This window comes from endosymbiont of Lamellibrachia barhami (assembly GCF_011947365.2).
Taxonomy (GTDB): domain Bacteria; phylum Pseudomonadota; class Gammaproteobacteria; order Chromatiales; family Chromatiaceae; genus QGON01.
In genome coordinates this window covers 3,798,431-3,812,516 of the sequence record NZ_JAAVSH020000001.1, presented here as the reverse complement: position 1 = coordinate 3,812,516, position 14,086 = coordinate 3,798,431, and the positions used below count along the sequence as shown (strand labels likewise).

15 protein-coding genes are annotated in these 14,086 nt (G+C 56.1%); 12 read left to right on the top strand and 3 right to left on the bottom strand.

The genetic code is table 11. From position 1 onward, the window contains the following. The first annotated feature begins 7 nt into the window (after positions 1–7). From G9Q73_RS17475 to dbpA, 9 genes are all read left to right on the top strand, one after another. Positions 8–1,075, top strand: a complete 1,068-nt coding sequence (locus G9Q73_RS17475; protein ID WP_177420918.1) for a sensor histidine kinase — start codon at positions 8–10, stop codon at positions 1,073–1,075. Continuing rightward, positions 1,072–1,812, top strand: a complete 741-nt coding sequence (locus tag G9Q73_RS17470; RefSeq protein WP_177420917.1) for a LytR/AlgR family response regulator transcription factor — start codon at positions 1,072–1,074, stop codon at positions 1,810–1,812. Before G9Q73_RS17475 ends, G9Q73_RS17470 begins: the two co-directional genes overlap by 4 nt. Continuing rightward, complete coding sequence (locus tag G9Q73_RS17465; protein ID WP_177420916.1) at positions 1,809–2,462, top strand: c-type cytochrome; 654 nt, start codon at positions 1,809–1,811, stop codon at positions 2,460–2,462. The genes G9Q73_RS17470 and G9Q73_RS17465 overlap by 4 nt, the downstream gene beginning before the upstream one ends. A 354-nt stretch (positions 2,463–2,816) precedes the next feature. Then, a complete protein-coding gene (gene hemC / locus G9Q73_RS17460; RefSeq protein ID WP_177420915.1) occupies positions 2,817–3,749 on the top strand; it encodes a hydroxymethylbilane synthase in 933 nt (310 codons plus the stop codon). A gap of 6 nt (positions 3,750–3,755) precedes the next feature. Then, complete coding sequence (locus G9Q73_RS17455) at positions 3,756–4,523, top strand: uroporphyrinogen-III synthase (RefSeq protein ID WP_369408920.1); 768 nt, start codon at positions 3,756–3,758, stop codon at positions 4,521–4,523. 115 nt (positions 4,524–4,638) lie between these two features. Then, positions 4,639–5,829 (top strand): uroporphyrinogen-III C-methyltransferase, encoded by a 1,191-nt coding sequence (locus G9Q73_RS17450; protein ID WP_177420914.1) that lies wholly within the window; start codon positions 4,639–4,641, stop codon positions 5,827–5,829. Beyond that, complete coding sequence (locus tag G9Q73_RS17445) at positions 5,826–7,103, top strand: heme biosynthesis HemY N-terminal domain-containing protein (protein ID WP_177420913.1); 1,278 nt, start codon at positions 5,826–5,828, stop codon at positions 7,101–7,103. The genes G9Q73_RS17450 and G9Q73_RS17445 overlap by 4 nt, the downstream gene beginning before the upstream one ends. Before the next feature lie 111 nt (positions 7,104–7,214). Further along, the gene (locus G9Q73_RS17440) at positions 7,215–7,730 is read left to right on the top strand and encodes a YehS family protein (RefSeq protein WP_177420912.1); all 516 of its coding nucleotides are present in this window, start codon (positions 7,215–7,217) and stop codon (positions 7,728–7,730) included. 58 nt (positions 7,731–7,788) lie between these two features. Then, complete coding sequence (gene dbpA, locus G9Q73_RS17435) at positions 7,789–9,177, top strand: ATP-dependent RNA helicase DbpA (RefSeq protein ID WP_177420911.1); 1,389 nt, start codon at positions 7,789–7,791, stop codon at positions 9,175–9,177. 35 nt (positions 9,178–9,212) lie between these two features. Here the strand turns inward: dbpA and G9Q73_RS17430 are convergent, their stop codons facing one another. Beyond that, positions 9,213–9,488 (bottom strand): hypothetical protein, encoded by a 276-nt coding sequence (locus G9Q73_RS17430; RefSeq protein WP_177420910.1) that lies wholly within the window; start codon positions 9,486–9,488, stop codon positions 9,213–9,215. A 97-nt stretch (positions 9,489–9,585) separates the two neighbouring features. Here G9Q73_RS17430 and G9Q73_RS19250 point away from each other — a divergent pair, with 97 nt between their 5' ends. Continuing rightward, the gene (locus G9Q73_RS19250; protein ID WP_177420909.1) at positions 9,586–9,750 is read left to right on the top strand and encodes a hypothetical protein; all 165 of its coding nucleotides are present in this window, start codon (positions 9,586–9,588) and stop codon (positions 9,748–9,750) included. Positions 9,751–9,779: 29 nt separating this feature from the next. Here the strand turns inward: G9Q73_RS19250 and G9Q73_RS17425 are convergent, their stop codons facing one another. Next, positions 9,780–10,808 carry a CDP-6-deoxy-delta-3,4-glucoseen reductase gene (locus G9Q73_RS17425; protein WP_177420908.1) on the bottom strand — a complete coding sequence of 343 codons (1,029 nt, stop codon included), beginning with the start codon at positions 10,806–10,808 and terminating at the stop codon, positions 9,780–9,782. A gap of 114 nt (positions 10,809–10,922) precedes the next feature. Here G9Q73_RS17425 and G9Q73_RS17420 point away from each other — a divergent pair, with 114 nt between their 5' ends. Both G9Q73_RS17420 and G9Q73_RS17415 read left to right on the top strand, forming a co-directional pair. Continuing rightward, positions 10,923–11,789 carry an SDR family oxidoreductase gene (locus tag G9Q73_RS17420; RefSeq protein WP_177420907.1) on the top strand — a complete coding sequence of 289 codons (867 nt, stop codon included), beginning with the start codon at positions 10,923–10,925 and terminating at the stop codon, positions 11,787–11,789. Between the two features lie 497 nt (positions 11,790–12,286). Continuing rightward, positions 12,287–12,898: a peptidoglycan-binding domain-containing protein gene (locus G9Q73_RS17415; protein WP_177420906.1), complete on the top strand. Its 612-nt coding sequence runs from the start codon at positions 12,287–12,289 to the stop codon at positions 12,896–12,898. A gap of 178 nt (positions 12,899–13,076) precedes the next feature. Here the strand turns inward: G9Q73_RS17415 and G9Q73_RS17410 are convergent, their stop codons facing one another. Next, the gene (locus G9Q73_RS17410) at positions 13,077–13,838 is read right to left on the bottom strand and encodes a nucleotide-binding protein (protein ID WP_369408919.1); all 762 of its coding nucleotides are present in this window, start codon (positions 13,836–13,838) and stop codon (positions 13,077–13,079) included. Positions 13,839–14,086 lie beyond the last annotated feature (248 nt).

Here is a 14,086-nt window from a genome sequence, read left to right as displayed (position 1 = left end):
TTGAGAGATGCATCAGGCGGGAAAGGAACAGACGGAGATCGGCGATGGGGGCAGACAGGAGATCTTTCTCCCCGGCTTTTGCAGTATCCGTGCGGTCTTTGCCGTGGTGGTGACGACAGAGCTGTTGGCGATGGTGCTCACCCTGGCCGACGAGCGTCCGCTGGCGTTGTTCTGGCAGTCCCTCAGCGTCAACTCCCTGCTGCTACAGTGGATCGCCTTGGGTACGGCGGGGATGCTCTGTCTGTTGCGGCGCCGGTTGCCGGGTCTGGGTAATCGGTGGGCCGGGCTGTTGGCCTGGGGGCTGCTGCTCTGCGCCACGGTGGTGGTGATCGAGTTGAGCCAGCTGATTTCCGGCCACGGGCTGTCGCCGGAGCACCATCTGGCGTTGCTGGTCAAAGGTCTGGGCATCAGCGCCATCGTCGGGGTGGTGGTGCTGCGTTATCTCTATCTGCAATATCTCTGGCGACAGCAGGTGGAGGCGGAGAACGCCGCCCGGCTGCAGGCGCTGCAGTCCCGCATCCGTCCCCATTTCCTTTTCAACAGTATGAACACCATCGCCAGTCTTACCCGCAGTAATCCCAGACTGGCAGAGGAGGTGGTGGAGGATCTGGCCGATCTGTTCCGGGCTTCGTTGGGGGACGTACGTCGCCTCTCCACCCTCGGCAGAGAGCTGGAGCTGGCCCGCCAATACCTGAACGTGGAGCGTCAGCGGCTTGGAGAACGCCTGCGCGTGGAGTGGGATCTGGAAGCGCTGCCGGAGCGTGCAATGCTGCCGTCGTTGATTCTGCAGCCCCTGCTGGAGAATGCGGTCTACCATGGGATCGAACCTGCTGCCGAGGGGGGGGTGGTGCGCATCGTCGGTCGTTACCGGCGGCGACGGGTCAATCTCAGTATCCGCAATACCCTGCCGCAGTCGACGGCCACTTCCCCGCGCAAGGGCAATAGCCTGGCGTTGGAAAATGTCCGCCAACGACTGGCCGGGCTTTTCGATACAGAGGCGGGTCTGAGCGAGTCCAAGGTGGAGGGGGAGCACCAGGTACGGCTGTTTTTTCCCCATCCCTGGAGGCTGGAGTGAGGATTCTGCTGGTGGATGACGAGGCGCTGGCCAGGGAACGACTGGCTGGGCTCATAGCCGAGTTGGGCGCGCCCTACCAAGTGGTGGGAGAGGCCGTCAATGGAGAGGATTCCCTGAAGTTTTGCGCCCAACAGGGTGTCGATCTGGTATTGATGGACATTCGCATGCCGGGTATGGATGGGCTGGAAGCTGCGGGCCAGCTTGCCGGATTTGAAACGCCCCCTGTAGTGATCTTCACCACCGCCTACGACGAACATGCGCTGGAGGCCTTCGAAAGGGAGGCGCAGGACTATCTGCTGAAACCGGTGCGCCGGGAGCGTCTACGCCAGGCGCTGGCGCGATGCCGCCGGATCACCCGGCCACAACGCGAAACGCTGGGACAGGTGGCGCGGGAGAAGACACCACTGCTAAATGTAAGCTATCGTGGCGGCGTGTTGAGTCTCTCCCTCGATGAAGTGATCTACCTGCGGGCCGACAGTAAATATATTGCCGTGCGGCATGGTGCGGGAGAGGCGTTGTTGGAGGATACCCTGAAGTCTCTGGAGGAGCGTTACGCCGATTGGCTGCTGCGCATCCATCGGAATGCATTGGTTGTGAGACGGCATCTGAAAGGGCTGGAGAGGGGGGCGGATGGGAAGATGCAGGTGGTCTTGAGCGGGTGTGAGGAGCGTCTGGAGGTGAGTCGCCGTCATCTGCCGGAGGTGCGGCGCTGGTTGAAAGGGGCGCCAGACGGATGATATTTCGTCTGCGGGCCGTTGGCGTCGTACTGTTGCTGTTGACTGCCTGCAGTGTGCCCCCCAAAGAGGCGCAAAAGCCGGTGGCTGCTGTACCGCAAGTGCACACCGAGACCGCCCCCGAACTGATGGACGGGGCCGATGGCGAAACCCTCGCCGGAGGCTGCTTTGGCTGCCATGGCTTCGAGGGACGCAGTTTTGGTCCGGCCACTCCGTCGATTGCGGGGCTCTCCGAAAACTATTTCACCGAAGTGATGGAGGCTTATCGTCGGGGAGATCGTTTCAGCACGGTAATGGGCAGAATCCTGCCCGGATACACGCCGGAGGAGGTCCGCCGGATGGCCGGCTATTTCTCCTCCCGGGAATACCGCCCGATAAAACAGGGAACTGATTGGCGCTTGGTGGAGAGAGGCGAGAAGTTGCATCGCCGCTATTGTGAAAAGTGTCACGGAGAGGCAGGCAGCGATCCGCAAGACGATGCCGGGCGGCTTGCCGGTCAATGGAAACCCTACCTGCGCTGGACCTTGAAAGACTACCTGGTCGGTGTCAATCGGGCGGAGCGGGGTATGTCGCGGAGATTCACCTCGATGATGCAAATACAGGGTGTCGAGAGTCTGGAAGCACTGGTCAATTACTACGCGAGACAACGCTGAACCCTATCGTTACAAAGAAAGCGTAGGTTGGGTTAGATGCGCAACAATGCCTCTTTTTCTGCTTGTCGGCGTTGCCTGAGCGCATCGTAACCCAACGCCTGAGCAAGAATATCGCGGAAACTGTTGGGTTACGGCGCACGCTTGGCATTAGTGGAAATGACTGATCATTGCGGTGATGTGCGCCTAACCCAACCTACGAGGCTATGATGCGAACTGATCAGATAATAAATTGCTTGCAGGCAAGGCAGGCTTTAGCATAGGCCTGTCTGGGCTGGATTTGGCTGTAAGCCCTTCCGGGATCAGATCTTCAGAAAACAATAATACCGGCATTATTAATATCGAGGCCCCTTTAACATGCCCCAGAAGACCATCCGTATCGCCACCCGAGTCTCCCCCCTTGCCATGTGGCAGGCTGAACATGTGGCCGCTGAACTTGGAAAAGCGCACCCCGGCATCAAGATTGAACTGGTGGGTATGAAGACCCAGGGCGACAAGATACTGGACACCCCCCTGGCCAAGATCGGCGGCAAGGGGCTGTTCGTCAAGGAGTTGGAACAGGGCATGCTGGAAGGCCGGGCCGATATCGCGGTCCACTCCATGAAAGATGTACCGGTGGAGCTGCCGGAAGGGCTGCATCTGCCGGTCATCATGCAGCGCGAGGATCCCCGGGATGCCTTCGTCTCCAATAACTTCAAGGGCTTCGATGAACTGCAGGAAGGCAGTTGCATCGGCACCTCCAGCCTGCGCCGTCAGTGCCAGCTCGCCGAGCTGCGACCGGATCTGGTGATCAAACCGTTGCGGGGCAACGTCAACACCCGCCTGCGAAAACTCGACGATGGGGAATACGATGCCATCATCCTCGCCACGGCCGGGTTGATTCGTCTCGGTTTCGAGGATCGCATCACCGCCACCATCGGCCCGGAGCAGAGTCTTCCCGCGATCGGTCAAGGGGCGGTTGGGATCGAGTGCCGTAGCGACGATGAGCGGATCAACACGCTGCTTGCGCCCCTGCACCATCAGGAGACCGCCTATTGTGTTACCGCAGAAAGGGCGATGAACCATCGCTTGATGGGCGGCTGCCAGGTGCCCATTGCGGGGTACGCGATGCTGGAGAATGGGGTTCTCTGGTTGCGCGGTCTGGTGGGAGAGCCGGATGGCAGCCGTATTCTTCGCGGCGAGGTGGAGGGCACCACCGCCGAAGCGGAACAGATGGGATTCGGGTTGGCGGAGAAACTGCTCGATTGGGGCGCCGATGAGATTCTGGCGACCCTCTACGAAGCAGACTGACTGAATGTGAGTTGCGACCTGCGGGGCATCGGGGTGCTTGTCACCCGGCCTGAGCATCAGGCGGGGGGGCTGTGCGAGCGGATCGAGGCGAGTGGCGGAAAGGCGCTTCCTTTCCCGGCGATCAGGATAGACTCGACAGAAGATGCGGACGCCGCCCGGTTATTGCTGGGTATGGAGACAGGGGACACCCTGATCTTCGTTAGTCCCAATGCGGTCACCTTCGGGCTGCAGCTGCTGCATGGAGAGCGGTTGCCCGATGGCATCCGATTGGCATCGGTCGGCAAGGGAACTGCACGAGTGTTGCTGCAGGCAGGTTATCCGCCGGATGTGGTTCCGTCGGTGCGCTTCGACAGCGAAGGGCTGCTGGCAACCCCAGAGCTGCAACAGGTCGTTGGCAAGCGGATTGTCATTGTGCGGGGCGTGGGTGGCCGGGCGCTGCTGGGTGAGACCCTGAAACAACGGGGGGCCGAGGTGAGCTATGCCGAGGTCTATCGGCGGCAGCGGCGGGTGGTGGATGTAGCTCCCTTGCTGGCCGGCTGGTCCCGGACGGTTCAGGTGGTGACGGCCACGAGCAACGATATTCTCGCCAGTCTGGCCGCACTGCTGGGAGAGGCCGGTCGGCAGAGGTTACGTGCAACCCCGCTGCTGGTGATCAGTCCGCGTATGGTGGCAGAGGCACAGCGGATGGGATTTGAACAGATAGTGCTGGCCGATGGCGCCGATGACGAGTCTATCGTTCGGCGGCTCTGTGAGTGGCGGATGGAGACCAACTAGTCTGTATCCAGAGTAAGATTCGCAGGCCTGATCAAGCGCAGCGGATCAGGCAAAAGATAGAGAAACAGCATCGATAAGTGGCCTATGGCCGCATAACAAACGGTATCACTGAGTCATGACAGAACAGGGGAAAACGGCAACTGAGCGGGAGCGGGTCGATGAGTCCATCGAGCCGGTTGTCGGGGCCGATAGTGAAGCACAGCCAACAGACTTGGGATCGCGCCCATCGTCTGGCAACCTCTCGAAACTGGCGGTGGTGCTGGCAGTGATTGCGCTGCTGGCGGTCGGTATCGGACTGTTCATCGGCCACGGCTACTGGCAGGAGATGCAACAGTCGCTGCAGCAGTCGTTGCAGCGGATCGATACAGACCTGACCCGCAGGGCGCAAGAGCAGTCGACTTTTGCCGCCGGTCTGGAAGAGACCCGCCGTGTCTTTGAGCTGCAACAGCAGCAGATCGAATCCCAGCGCCAGGCACTGGCGGATCAACACCAGCAATGGCAGCAGGCTCAAGATGCCATGCAGGCGCAACGGATCCAGATGGACGACTCCCTGTCGGATATGCAACGCAGGCTTGGCAGCGATCAGGGGCAGTGGCGTATATCAGAGGCGGAATACCTGATGCGGGTGGCGAACCACCGTCTCACCCTGGAGGGTGATGTGGCTACCAGTATCACCGCGCTGGAGGCAGCCGATTCACGCTTGCGCGACACGCTCGATCCAGCATGGAACAGCGTGCGGGAACAGGTGGCCCGCGAGATAGCTGCATTGAAGATAGCGCCCATTGTGGATATGGCTGGCCTGAGTGCCCGTATTGGTGGGTTGATCAAGCAGGTGGATCAGCTGCCCCTGCGGGATCAGGGCGGTATAACGCCACGCCCGGCGCAGGCATCAGAGAGCATGGAGCCGCTGACAGCCGAAGGCTTCAATCTGCGGAAGATTCTCGACGACCTCTGGGAGGGGTTTAAATCGATGATGGTGGTGCGGCATCACGATCGACCTATTGCTGCCATGCTGCCGCCCGAACAGCGCTATTTTCTCTTCCAGAATCTGCAGTTGAAACTTGAAGGGGCGAAGGTGGCCCTGCTGGCGCGAGATGCGGGACTCTACCGCGACAGTCTGACGACTGCCGCCGAATGGATCGAGGGCAATTTTGAGATGCAGGCGGGAGAGGTGCAGGCATTTATGGCGCAATTGCAAGGTTTGGGCCGGGAGGTGCTGCTGCCCGATCTGCCGGATATCTCCGGTTCCCTGCGCACCCTGCATGCGCGCCGCAAGGTGCTTGAGAAACAGGGGGAGAGGCAGTGAAGTCCCTCATCGCCGGTTTTGTTGCCCTGCTGTTCGCCGCCACTTTGACCCTGTGGGTGAAAGAGGACAACGGCTATGTGCTCATCGGCTATGGACACTGGACGATAGAGGGCAGTCTGGCGCTCTTCGTCCTGGCGGGAGCGCTGTTGTTTGTGCTCTTCTACCTGTTGCTGAGATCTCTCTCCCGTCTCTGGGCCTTTCCGGGGCAGGTGCACGATTGGCGGGGACACCGCCGGACACGCAAGGCTCAGCAGGCTCTGACCCAGGGGCTGGTGGAGCTAGCAGAAGGACGCTGGGAACCGGCAGAGAAGCACCTGCTGCGTTACGCGAGCCAGTCTGAGACGCCGTTGCTCAACTACCTGGCCGCAGCCCGGGCGGCGCAGTTGCAGGGCGCCCATGAGCGCCGGGACCACTACCTGAACCTGGCCCACGAAAGCATGCCGGCGGCAGATGTGGCGGTCGGTCTCACCCAGGCGGAGTTGCAGCTTGCCCACCAGCAATATGAGCAGGCGTTGGCGACCCTCATGCATGTGCGCACCCTGGCGCCGAAACACGCCTATGTCCTGAAGTTGTTGAAGAAGCTCTACGAAGACCTGGGTGAGTGGGACAAACTGGAGGGCCTGCTACCAGAGTTGCGCCGCCGCAAGGTCATTACGCAGGATGAGCAGCTTGAGTTGGAGAGCCGGGTCTATCTGGAGCGGCTGCGCAAGGCCGCCGGGGAGAGTGATCAACTCGTGCTGCTGAGGTTATGGAATCAACTGCCCCGTTCACTGCGCGGCAACCAGGCGTTGGTGGAGGTCTACTGTGAACTGCAGACAGAGCGGGGTACGGGCGATCAGGCCGAAAGGATCATCATCGACTATCTGCGACACACCTGGAGTGACCGGCTTGTGACGCTGTTCGCTGCGATCGGGGGGGGTGACCCCGCTCAGCGTCTTGCTTTGGCCGAAAGCTGGTTGCCGGAGCATGCGGATGATCCTGTGCTGTTGTTGACCCTCGCCCGCCTCTGTCTTCGCTGCAAACTCTGGGGTAAGGCGAGGAGTTATCTCGAAGCCAGGATCGGACTTGCGCCGTCACCTGAGGCCTACCGGGAACTCGGGGCGTTGCTGGAGCAGATGGACGAATCAGAGGCCGCGATGGACTGCTATCGCTCGGGATTATCTTTATCGACAGGTCCGGCGACGTTACAGGATATGGTGAAACAGTTGCCTGCCTCCGTAGAGACAAACAGCAAACAGTCGTCAGAATTACTGCTGGGAGTGGAGAGTTCTTAGGCGAGATGGATGCTTTGCCTGCCCCGATTTTTGATGAGGGGCCGCTCACGCAGACTCCGTGACTACCCAGATCCAATTACCCCTCTATTATTTCTTGATCAGAGCATACTTGTGACCAATAACGATATCTTGCGCCGTATCCGCTATACCTTCGACTTTAACGATTCGAAAATGATTGTTCTATTTGGCTTGGCCGACTATCAGGTCACCCGGGGGCAGATTAGCGATTGGTTAAAAAAAGAGGATGATCCCGCGTATCAACAATGTAGCGACACTCAACTGGCAATTTTTCTGAATGGTTTGATCAATGACAAACGAGGAAAAAAAGAGGGGGTACAACCTGAACCGGAGCAGCGTTTAACCAACAACGGCATTTTCAGAAAATTAAAAATCGCCTTAAACCTGAAAAACGAAGATGTATTGGAAATTTTAGGGCTGACTGGGTTGCGTATCAGTAAACATGAATTAAGCGCGTTTTTTCGTAAACCAGGTCATAAACACTACCGTGATTGCAAAGACCAGGTCTTGCGTAATTTTCTCAAAGGGCTACAGCTTAAATACCGTCCTGGCGTTGAACAGGAAATCGCGTCTGTATGGAAACCACTCAAAACGCCGAGACAGGTTTAAGCGGTTTAAAACTTAACAATCAACATAGTCGCCCCAGCACCAACACAGGAAAAACACATTGAGCCAATCAGCATTCTCAACGCTTAATCTGCATGCCGCTCTGCTTAAAAACTTATCCTCTCTTGGTTATGAGGAGATGACGCCCATACAAGCACAGAGCCTGCCGCATATTCTGGCGGGAAAAGATGTTATCGCCCAGGGAAAAACCGGCTCGGGGAAAACCGCTGCGTTCGGTCTTGGCCTGCTGGAAAAGCTTGATGTAAAGCGTTTTCGCGTGCAATCACTGGTGCTTTGTCCGACCCGTGAACTTGCCGATCAGGTTGCAAAAGAGATTCGGAGATTGGCCCGGGCTATCCACAATATCAAGGTATTGACCTTATGCGGCGGTGTGTCGATCGGTCCCCAGATTGGCTCACTGGAACATGGCGCCCATATTATTGTTGGAACCCCCGGTCGCATAGAGGATCATTTGAATAAAGGCACGCTTAAGCTGAATAATGTGAATATGCTCATCCTCGATGAAGCCGATCGCATGCTTGATATGGGATTTCAGGCAGCGCTGGATGCCATCATCGATCAGACCCCCGATCAGCGCCAAACCCTGTTATTTAGTGCAACCTTTCCAGATCAAATCCAGTCTGTCGCCAAGCGCATCATGGTTAAACCCGTCATGGTGCAAGTGGCTTCCACGCACGATAATGCCAGTATCCAGCAGCATTTTTTCAAGGTGGAGAATAATGAGCACCGTTTGACAGCTCTGCGTCTGCTGCTTTTGCAACATCGCCCTGAATCCACCTTGGTATTTTGCAATACCAAACGGGAAACCCAGGAAGTGGCAGATGAGTTACTTCATCTTGGTTTTAGTGCGCTCGCCTTGCATGGCGATCTTGAACAGAGAGATCGTGATCAAACATTGGTGCGGTTTGCCAACAAAAGCGTCTCGATTCTTGTTGCTACCGATGTCGCTGCCCGTGGTCTGGATATTGATGCGCTGGATGCTGTAATCAATTACCACATAGCACATGAGTCTGAAGGTCATGTTCACCGTATTGGTCGCACAGGTCGAGCTGGAAGCAAAGGAACCGCGTACTCATTGTATAGCGAAAAAGAGAGTTATAAGGTCGCTTCCCTGGACGCAAATGTAGACCCGATCTTAGATAGCGAGCCTTTGCCGCCGCTCAGCTTGTTGGAAAAGCCGACAATGAAACCCTCAATGGCAACGCTGCAAATTGACGGCGGAAAAAAACAAAAAGTTCGCCCTGGGGATATTCTGGGCGCTTTGACCGGAAAAAACGGCATTGCCGGAAAACAGGTCGGAAAGATTCAAATTTTTGATAACTGGGCTTATGTGGCCGTCAGTCAGGACGTTGTTCAACCGGCACTGAAAAAATTAGGTGAAGGAAAATTGAAGGGACGTTCGTTTCGGGTCAGACTGATTCATGGCTAGGAGGCAGGATATTGGCGGAGTGACCAAACTTCTCCTCAGGCGATCTTGATCCTTACCACATTCATCACTTCAAGCTCTATGCCGGCAACTATCTTGATTCCCGGATAGTAGGTCAGGTTGACCCGTTGACCGGCGATGTTCTTGTATCTTCGTTTGCGTTTATAGCTGAAGGGAACCTCTTGTCCCTCCAGCATCAGCGTGTTGACGACCCACTCCCCCTCATCCCGCTGCACATGAGAGACCACCTTGAGCATGTCGGAGTGAACGAGCTTTGCGTGCTGTTTGAGCAGTTTTTCCGGATCGGATTGCATGGTGTTTCTCCTTCATAGCCGGCAAGGCCGGGATCCGTCCACTATTATCCGCTCTGAAGCGCTGGAGTAACAGAGTGAGAGGCTATGGACTATCTACTTGCCAGGTATTGGACGCTATTTCGATTATTTGCGAGACAAGAATTCGATTTTTATCGAATGCATGCATGAAGATGTGCAGCAGGACAATCAATTGGATCGACTGAAGGCGTTGATCGGTGATCATGGCAAGGCGCTACAGCAGGCAGGCTATCAGGTCCTATGAAACCCGACAGCCTCCTAAGACCACGCCTCTTATCCGTTTTCCGCCCGCCGTTGTTTTGCTGCGGCGCCATACTCGAAAGAGTCTGAAAAGAGGTGTTCTTCACTCAGTCCGTGTGCGAGGAAGGTCTCCTTTCCCGCCTGGATCATGGGGGGTGGACCGCTCATGTAGACTTCGTGGCCGCTCAGATCCGGGGTGTCGCTGATTACCTGGTCGTGTACCCAGCCGTTTTTCCCTTCCCAATCTGTATCGGGTTCAGAGAGGACCGGTGTGTAGCTGAAGTTGGCATGCTCCCGCGCCCAGGCTTCAGGCATCTCAGGCAGATAGAGATCCTGTTTGGCGCGAACTCCCCAGTAGAGGTGCATGGGCCGATCGATGCCGATCTCGAAGGCGTGTTCGATAATGCCTTTCAACGGCGCAAAGCCGGTACCGCCTCCCATGAAGATGATGGGTCGGGATGACTCTTCGCGCAGAAAGTAACTGCCCAGGGGGGCCTCCAGTCGCAGAATGGTCTTCTCCTCCATGCCGTCGAAGAGGAAATCGGTGAAAGAGCCACCGGCAACATGGCGGATGTGCAGTTCGATAAAGTCGTCGTTGTGCGGTGCATTGGCGATGGAGAACGCCCGTTTGCTACCATCTTCAAGAATGAAATTGAGATATTGTCCGGCCAGAAACTGCAGTCGCTCGCCCTCCGGAAGTTTAAGGTAGAGGCGGATCACGTCATCGTTAAGGTGCTCGATCTTATCCACCCGACAGGGAAACTCGCGAATCTCGATATCCGCCGCCTCGACGATCTCTTTTGACTCTAGACGGATATCGGTGGAAGGTATCGCCTTACAGGTCAGGCAGCTGTTTTCCGGCAGTTCCTCCAGTGCTGGCGGGGTGCCGTCTGTATAGCTCACGTCACCTTCGAGCAGCGTACTTTTGCACTCTCCGCAAAAACCATTGCGGCAGCCGTATGCGAGGTTGACCCCCTGTCTTACGGCTGCGTCCAGGATGCTTTCGTTAGCATCCACGCTGAATTCGTGACCGCTGGGTTCGACGTGAACTTTGAAACTCATGGGATTCCTTGGTATTGAGTAAGAGCCTGAATCTACGAATTCAGGCAAGAAAACAGTAAACGAATAATTCTCGCCTATTTTAGTCAGGAATTAAACCGGGGAGTTGATTGGGTAATGCAGAAAGTCACTATTGTTGGTTGCGGAGACATTGGTCACCGGGTTGCGCTTCGTCTGCCGGTGGAGGAATTCAGTGTCTCCTGCTGGGTGCGGAGCCGTGCCAGCGCCCGAAATCTTCAAGGGTTGGGGTTGGATTCCGTGGCGGTTGATCTGGATGATTCTGCAATTTCCCTTCCTGTCGTTGAGGGCCATTCACTCTTCTATTTTGCCCCTCCGCCGGGTAAAGGTACTGAAGATAAACGGGTGGCGGCACTGATTCGAGCGATGGCTGAAACCGGGCATCCGCACCGGGTGGTCTACCTGAGCACCACAGGTGTATATGGTGACTGTAATGGGGAGTGGGTGGATGAACAGCGTCCACCCTCTCCCAGGGCTGATCGGGCCTGGCGTCGACTGGATGCTGAACGGCGCTGGCGTGATTGGAGTCTGTCGGGTGGCGGTGAGCTGGTGATTCTCCGTGTGGCCGGGATCTACGGTCCGGGCAAACTACCGGTAAAGCGGTTGCAGTCGGGGACACCGATGGTGGCGGAAACTGACTCGCCCATAACCAACCACATTCATTCCCAAGATCTGGTGGCTATCTGCCTGGCGGCGATGGCGCGGGGGTGTTCAGATGAGGTCTACAACGTAAGTGATGGACACCCCGGCACCATGACGGCCTACTTTAACCAAGTGGCGGATTTTCTTGGACTTGCCCGCCCCCCTGTTATCTCTCTGGCAGAGGCGAAGCGGCGGTTGTCCCCTGGCATGCTCTCCTATCTGGGAGAGTCCCGGCGGCTGAGTAACCGCAAAATGGTCGATGAGCTGGATGTCGTTCTGCGCTACCCCACTCTGGCAGAGGGGTTGCCTGCCTCGCTGGATTAAGCGCAGGGTGGCAATAATCAGGGCTAAAAAACATTGTCAGGATATTTTACAGTCGTTTAAATCTCTTGAGTTTACATGCCATTGCTCTAACGCATTAAAAAACAATGACTTGAGGTTTGTAGCGTAAAAAGTTCTCAAACCTTCCCTTTTGACCCCCCCCAATATACTGTCGGATTCTTTTACAGGTTTGCTTGCCAGTCAAATGGTGAAATTCATAACAGTTTGAATAATAAAGAAAATTATTTAGTGGCACGGTGCTTGCTACTAGTTATGACAAGGCTTATAGCCGAGGCTAGAAACACAATCTGAATCATTAGCCAATTGAAGTGACGGGAAGCATTAGGCCGCCGACTCGCCGTTTCAGATAATTTGAATTGGAATTGTGCTTGAAAAAATAATAATCCGTCGGAGGACGGGATCTACGTAGTAAACTCCAGCTATACGGGTAACCGTATAGCTTTTTTTTTGTCCGATTAATCGTTAGGAGTAGAAGCGCGATGTTAAACAAGTGGATCGCCACCGGCGTGTTGCTAATGGGGATGATCCAGTCCCAGGCATGGGCGGCTGATAGTGAGGGGAAGTTTTCTGTCAGAAGCATGGGTTTGGCCACCTGCAGTCAATATGTAGAGGAGAAGGCCAAAGCCGAGGGTAAATACGCTGCGTTTTTGGGTTGGATGGAGGGATACCTGACGGCGACCAGTCAATATGCCAAAGATACCTACGATGTCGTTCCCTGGGGCAACGCGGTCTATCTTGGCACGATGCTGGCGGTGCATTGCAAAGCTAATCCGGAGCAGCGTTTCTATGTGGCGGTAGCCAGTCTGGCCAGAGCCATGAAGAGTAATCGCATCGTCTCCCTGTCACCGGTGGTGGAGGCCAAGAATGGTGAGCACAAGGCTTATCTTTATAAAGAGGTTTTGGAGCGGTTGCAGACCTGGCTGAAAGAGAACAAATACTACGATGGAGCCATTGATGGCGCCTACGGAAACAAGATGCGGGACGCAATCATGAAGTTTCAGAAGACTGTGGGGATGGAAGAGACCGGCGTGCCAGATCAACTGCTGTTGCACAGAGCCTTACTGCAGAGCCAGGCCGAAAAGGCCAAATAGGCTCGTTCGGAAATGCTCCTGAAAACGCAGAGGAAACCTGTAGGATGCGGTGACGACTGCAGGGATGCAGGAGGTAGAGTAATGCAGGAGCAATTACCGAGTAAAGCGAACCGCATCAAACAAGACTGATGCGCATCGCTACGTTCAGCACATCCTACATCTCCGGGGCGGTTCTGCTTCAGATCTTGATATCGAGCCAGTCGAACAACGCATCCCAGAGTATGACATCCTGATAGACCTGTGAGGGCGCCAGTTCGAAAATGCCCAAACCCCGCTCTGCCGACTGGATGTAATTTTTGCTCTCTCTCAGATGGGTGATCACCGGCACCTTGAGGTGGCCGAGAAATTTTTCCAACTCGTGGTAGATGATGGTCTTTTCATGTACCCGGTTGGCGACGATGCCGATGCGGGTCTGATGCCGGGAGATCCGGTTGCTACTCAGTAACTCTTCGAGAAAGCGGCTGCAGGCCCGGATGTCGATGGGCGAAGGCAGTACCGGGAGGACCAGGGTATCGACCCGCTTCAACATCTTGTTGATCGCCTTGCCATGGGTGCCGGCCGGGGCGTCCATGATCAGCAGGTCGGTTCCCTTCTTTGTCTTGATGGGTTCGCCGGTGGCATCGATCGCCTGGATGTCGGGGATGCCGGCGTAGTCCTGACGCGCCTCTAGCCAGTCCAGTGAGGATTTCTGGGGATCGAAATCGGCGAGTGCCACCTTGAGACCTTCGTCTGCATACCAGGTTGCAAGATTGGTGGCCAGTGTGGTTTTGCCGCATCCACCTTTGGCATTCATCAACATGACGGAGCGCATGATTAGTTTCCTGCTGGTCGTTGGACGGATTATGTTGAGTTCCGACCAGGCGCGTCGAAGATGGGTGATGCTCTCCATATTGATGGTGTTGCAGCGAAACCGATCGCGCCATCCCAATGTGAGCAACACTGGCCTGCATCTTGATCTCGTGTCTCCGAATCACCAAGCTTGATATCCAACCAACGGACTTGATCTGGCTATTGCTCCAGTCGGCGGGCAGACGACCAGAGCCGCCTTTTAACGACAGGTCCAGCAACGTCGTTTCAAATGATTTTTCGCTCTTCGATATAGTGCATTGGCGCATCAAAAGGACGCGCCTGAGTGCCGAAGTCTTCCGGCTCTGAAGAGCAATACGTAACCGAACAGGCGGCTACCGT

Bases quoted from the DNA above. Each gene is read 5' to 3' on its own strand.
- G9Q73_RS17450 (WP_177420914.1), top strand. From the start codon at position 4,639: ATGACAGAACAGGGGAAAACGGCAACTGAGCGGGAGCGGGTCGATGAG.
- G9Q73_RS17430 (WP_177420910.1), bottom strand. From the start codon at position 9,488: ATGCAATCCGATCCGGAAAAACTGCTCAAACAGCACGCAAAGCTCGTT.
- hemC (WP_177420915.1), top strand. From the start codon at position 2,817: ATGCCCCAGAAGACCATCCGTATCGCCACCCGAGTCTCCCCCCTTGCC.
- G9Q73_RS17415 (WP_177420906.1), top strand. From the start codon at position 12,287: ATGTTAAACAAGTGGATCGCCACCGGCGTGTTGCTAATGGGGATGATC.
- G9Q73_RS17465 (WP_177420916.1), top strand. From the start codon at position 1,809: ATGATATTTCGTCTGCGGGCCGTTGGCGTCGTACTGTTGCTGTTGACT.
- G9Q73_RS17420 (WP_177420907.1), top strand. From the start codon at position 10,923: ATGCAGAAAGTCACTATTGTTGGTTGCGGAGACATTGGTCACCGGGTT.
- G9Q73_RS17425 (WP_177420908.1), bottom strand. From the start codon at position 10,808: ATGAGTTTCAAAGTTCACGTCGAACCCAGCGGTCACGAATTCAGCGTG.
- G9Q73_RS17475 (WP_177420918.1), top strand. From the start codon at position 8: ATGCATCAGGCGGGAAAGGAACAGACGGAGATCGGCGATGGGGGCAGA.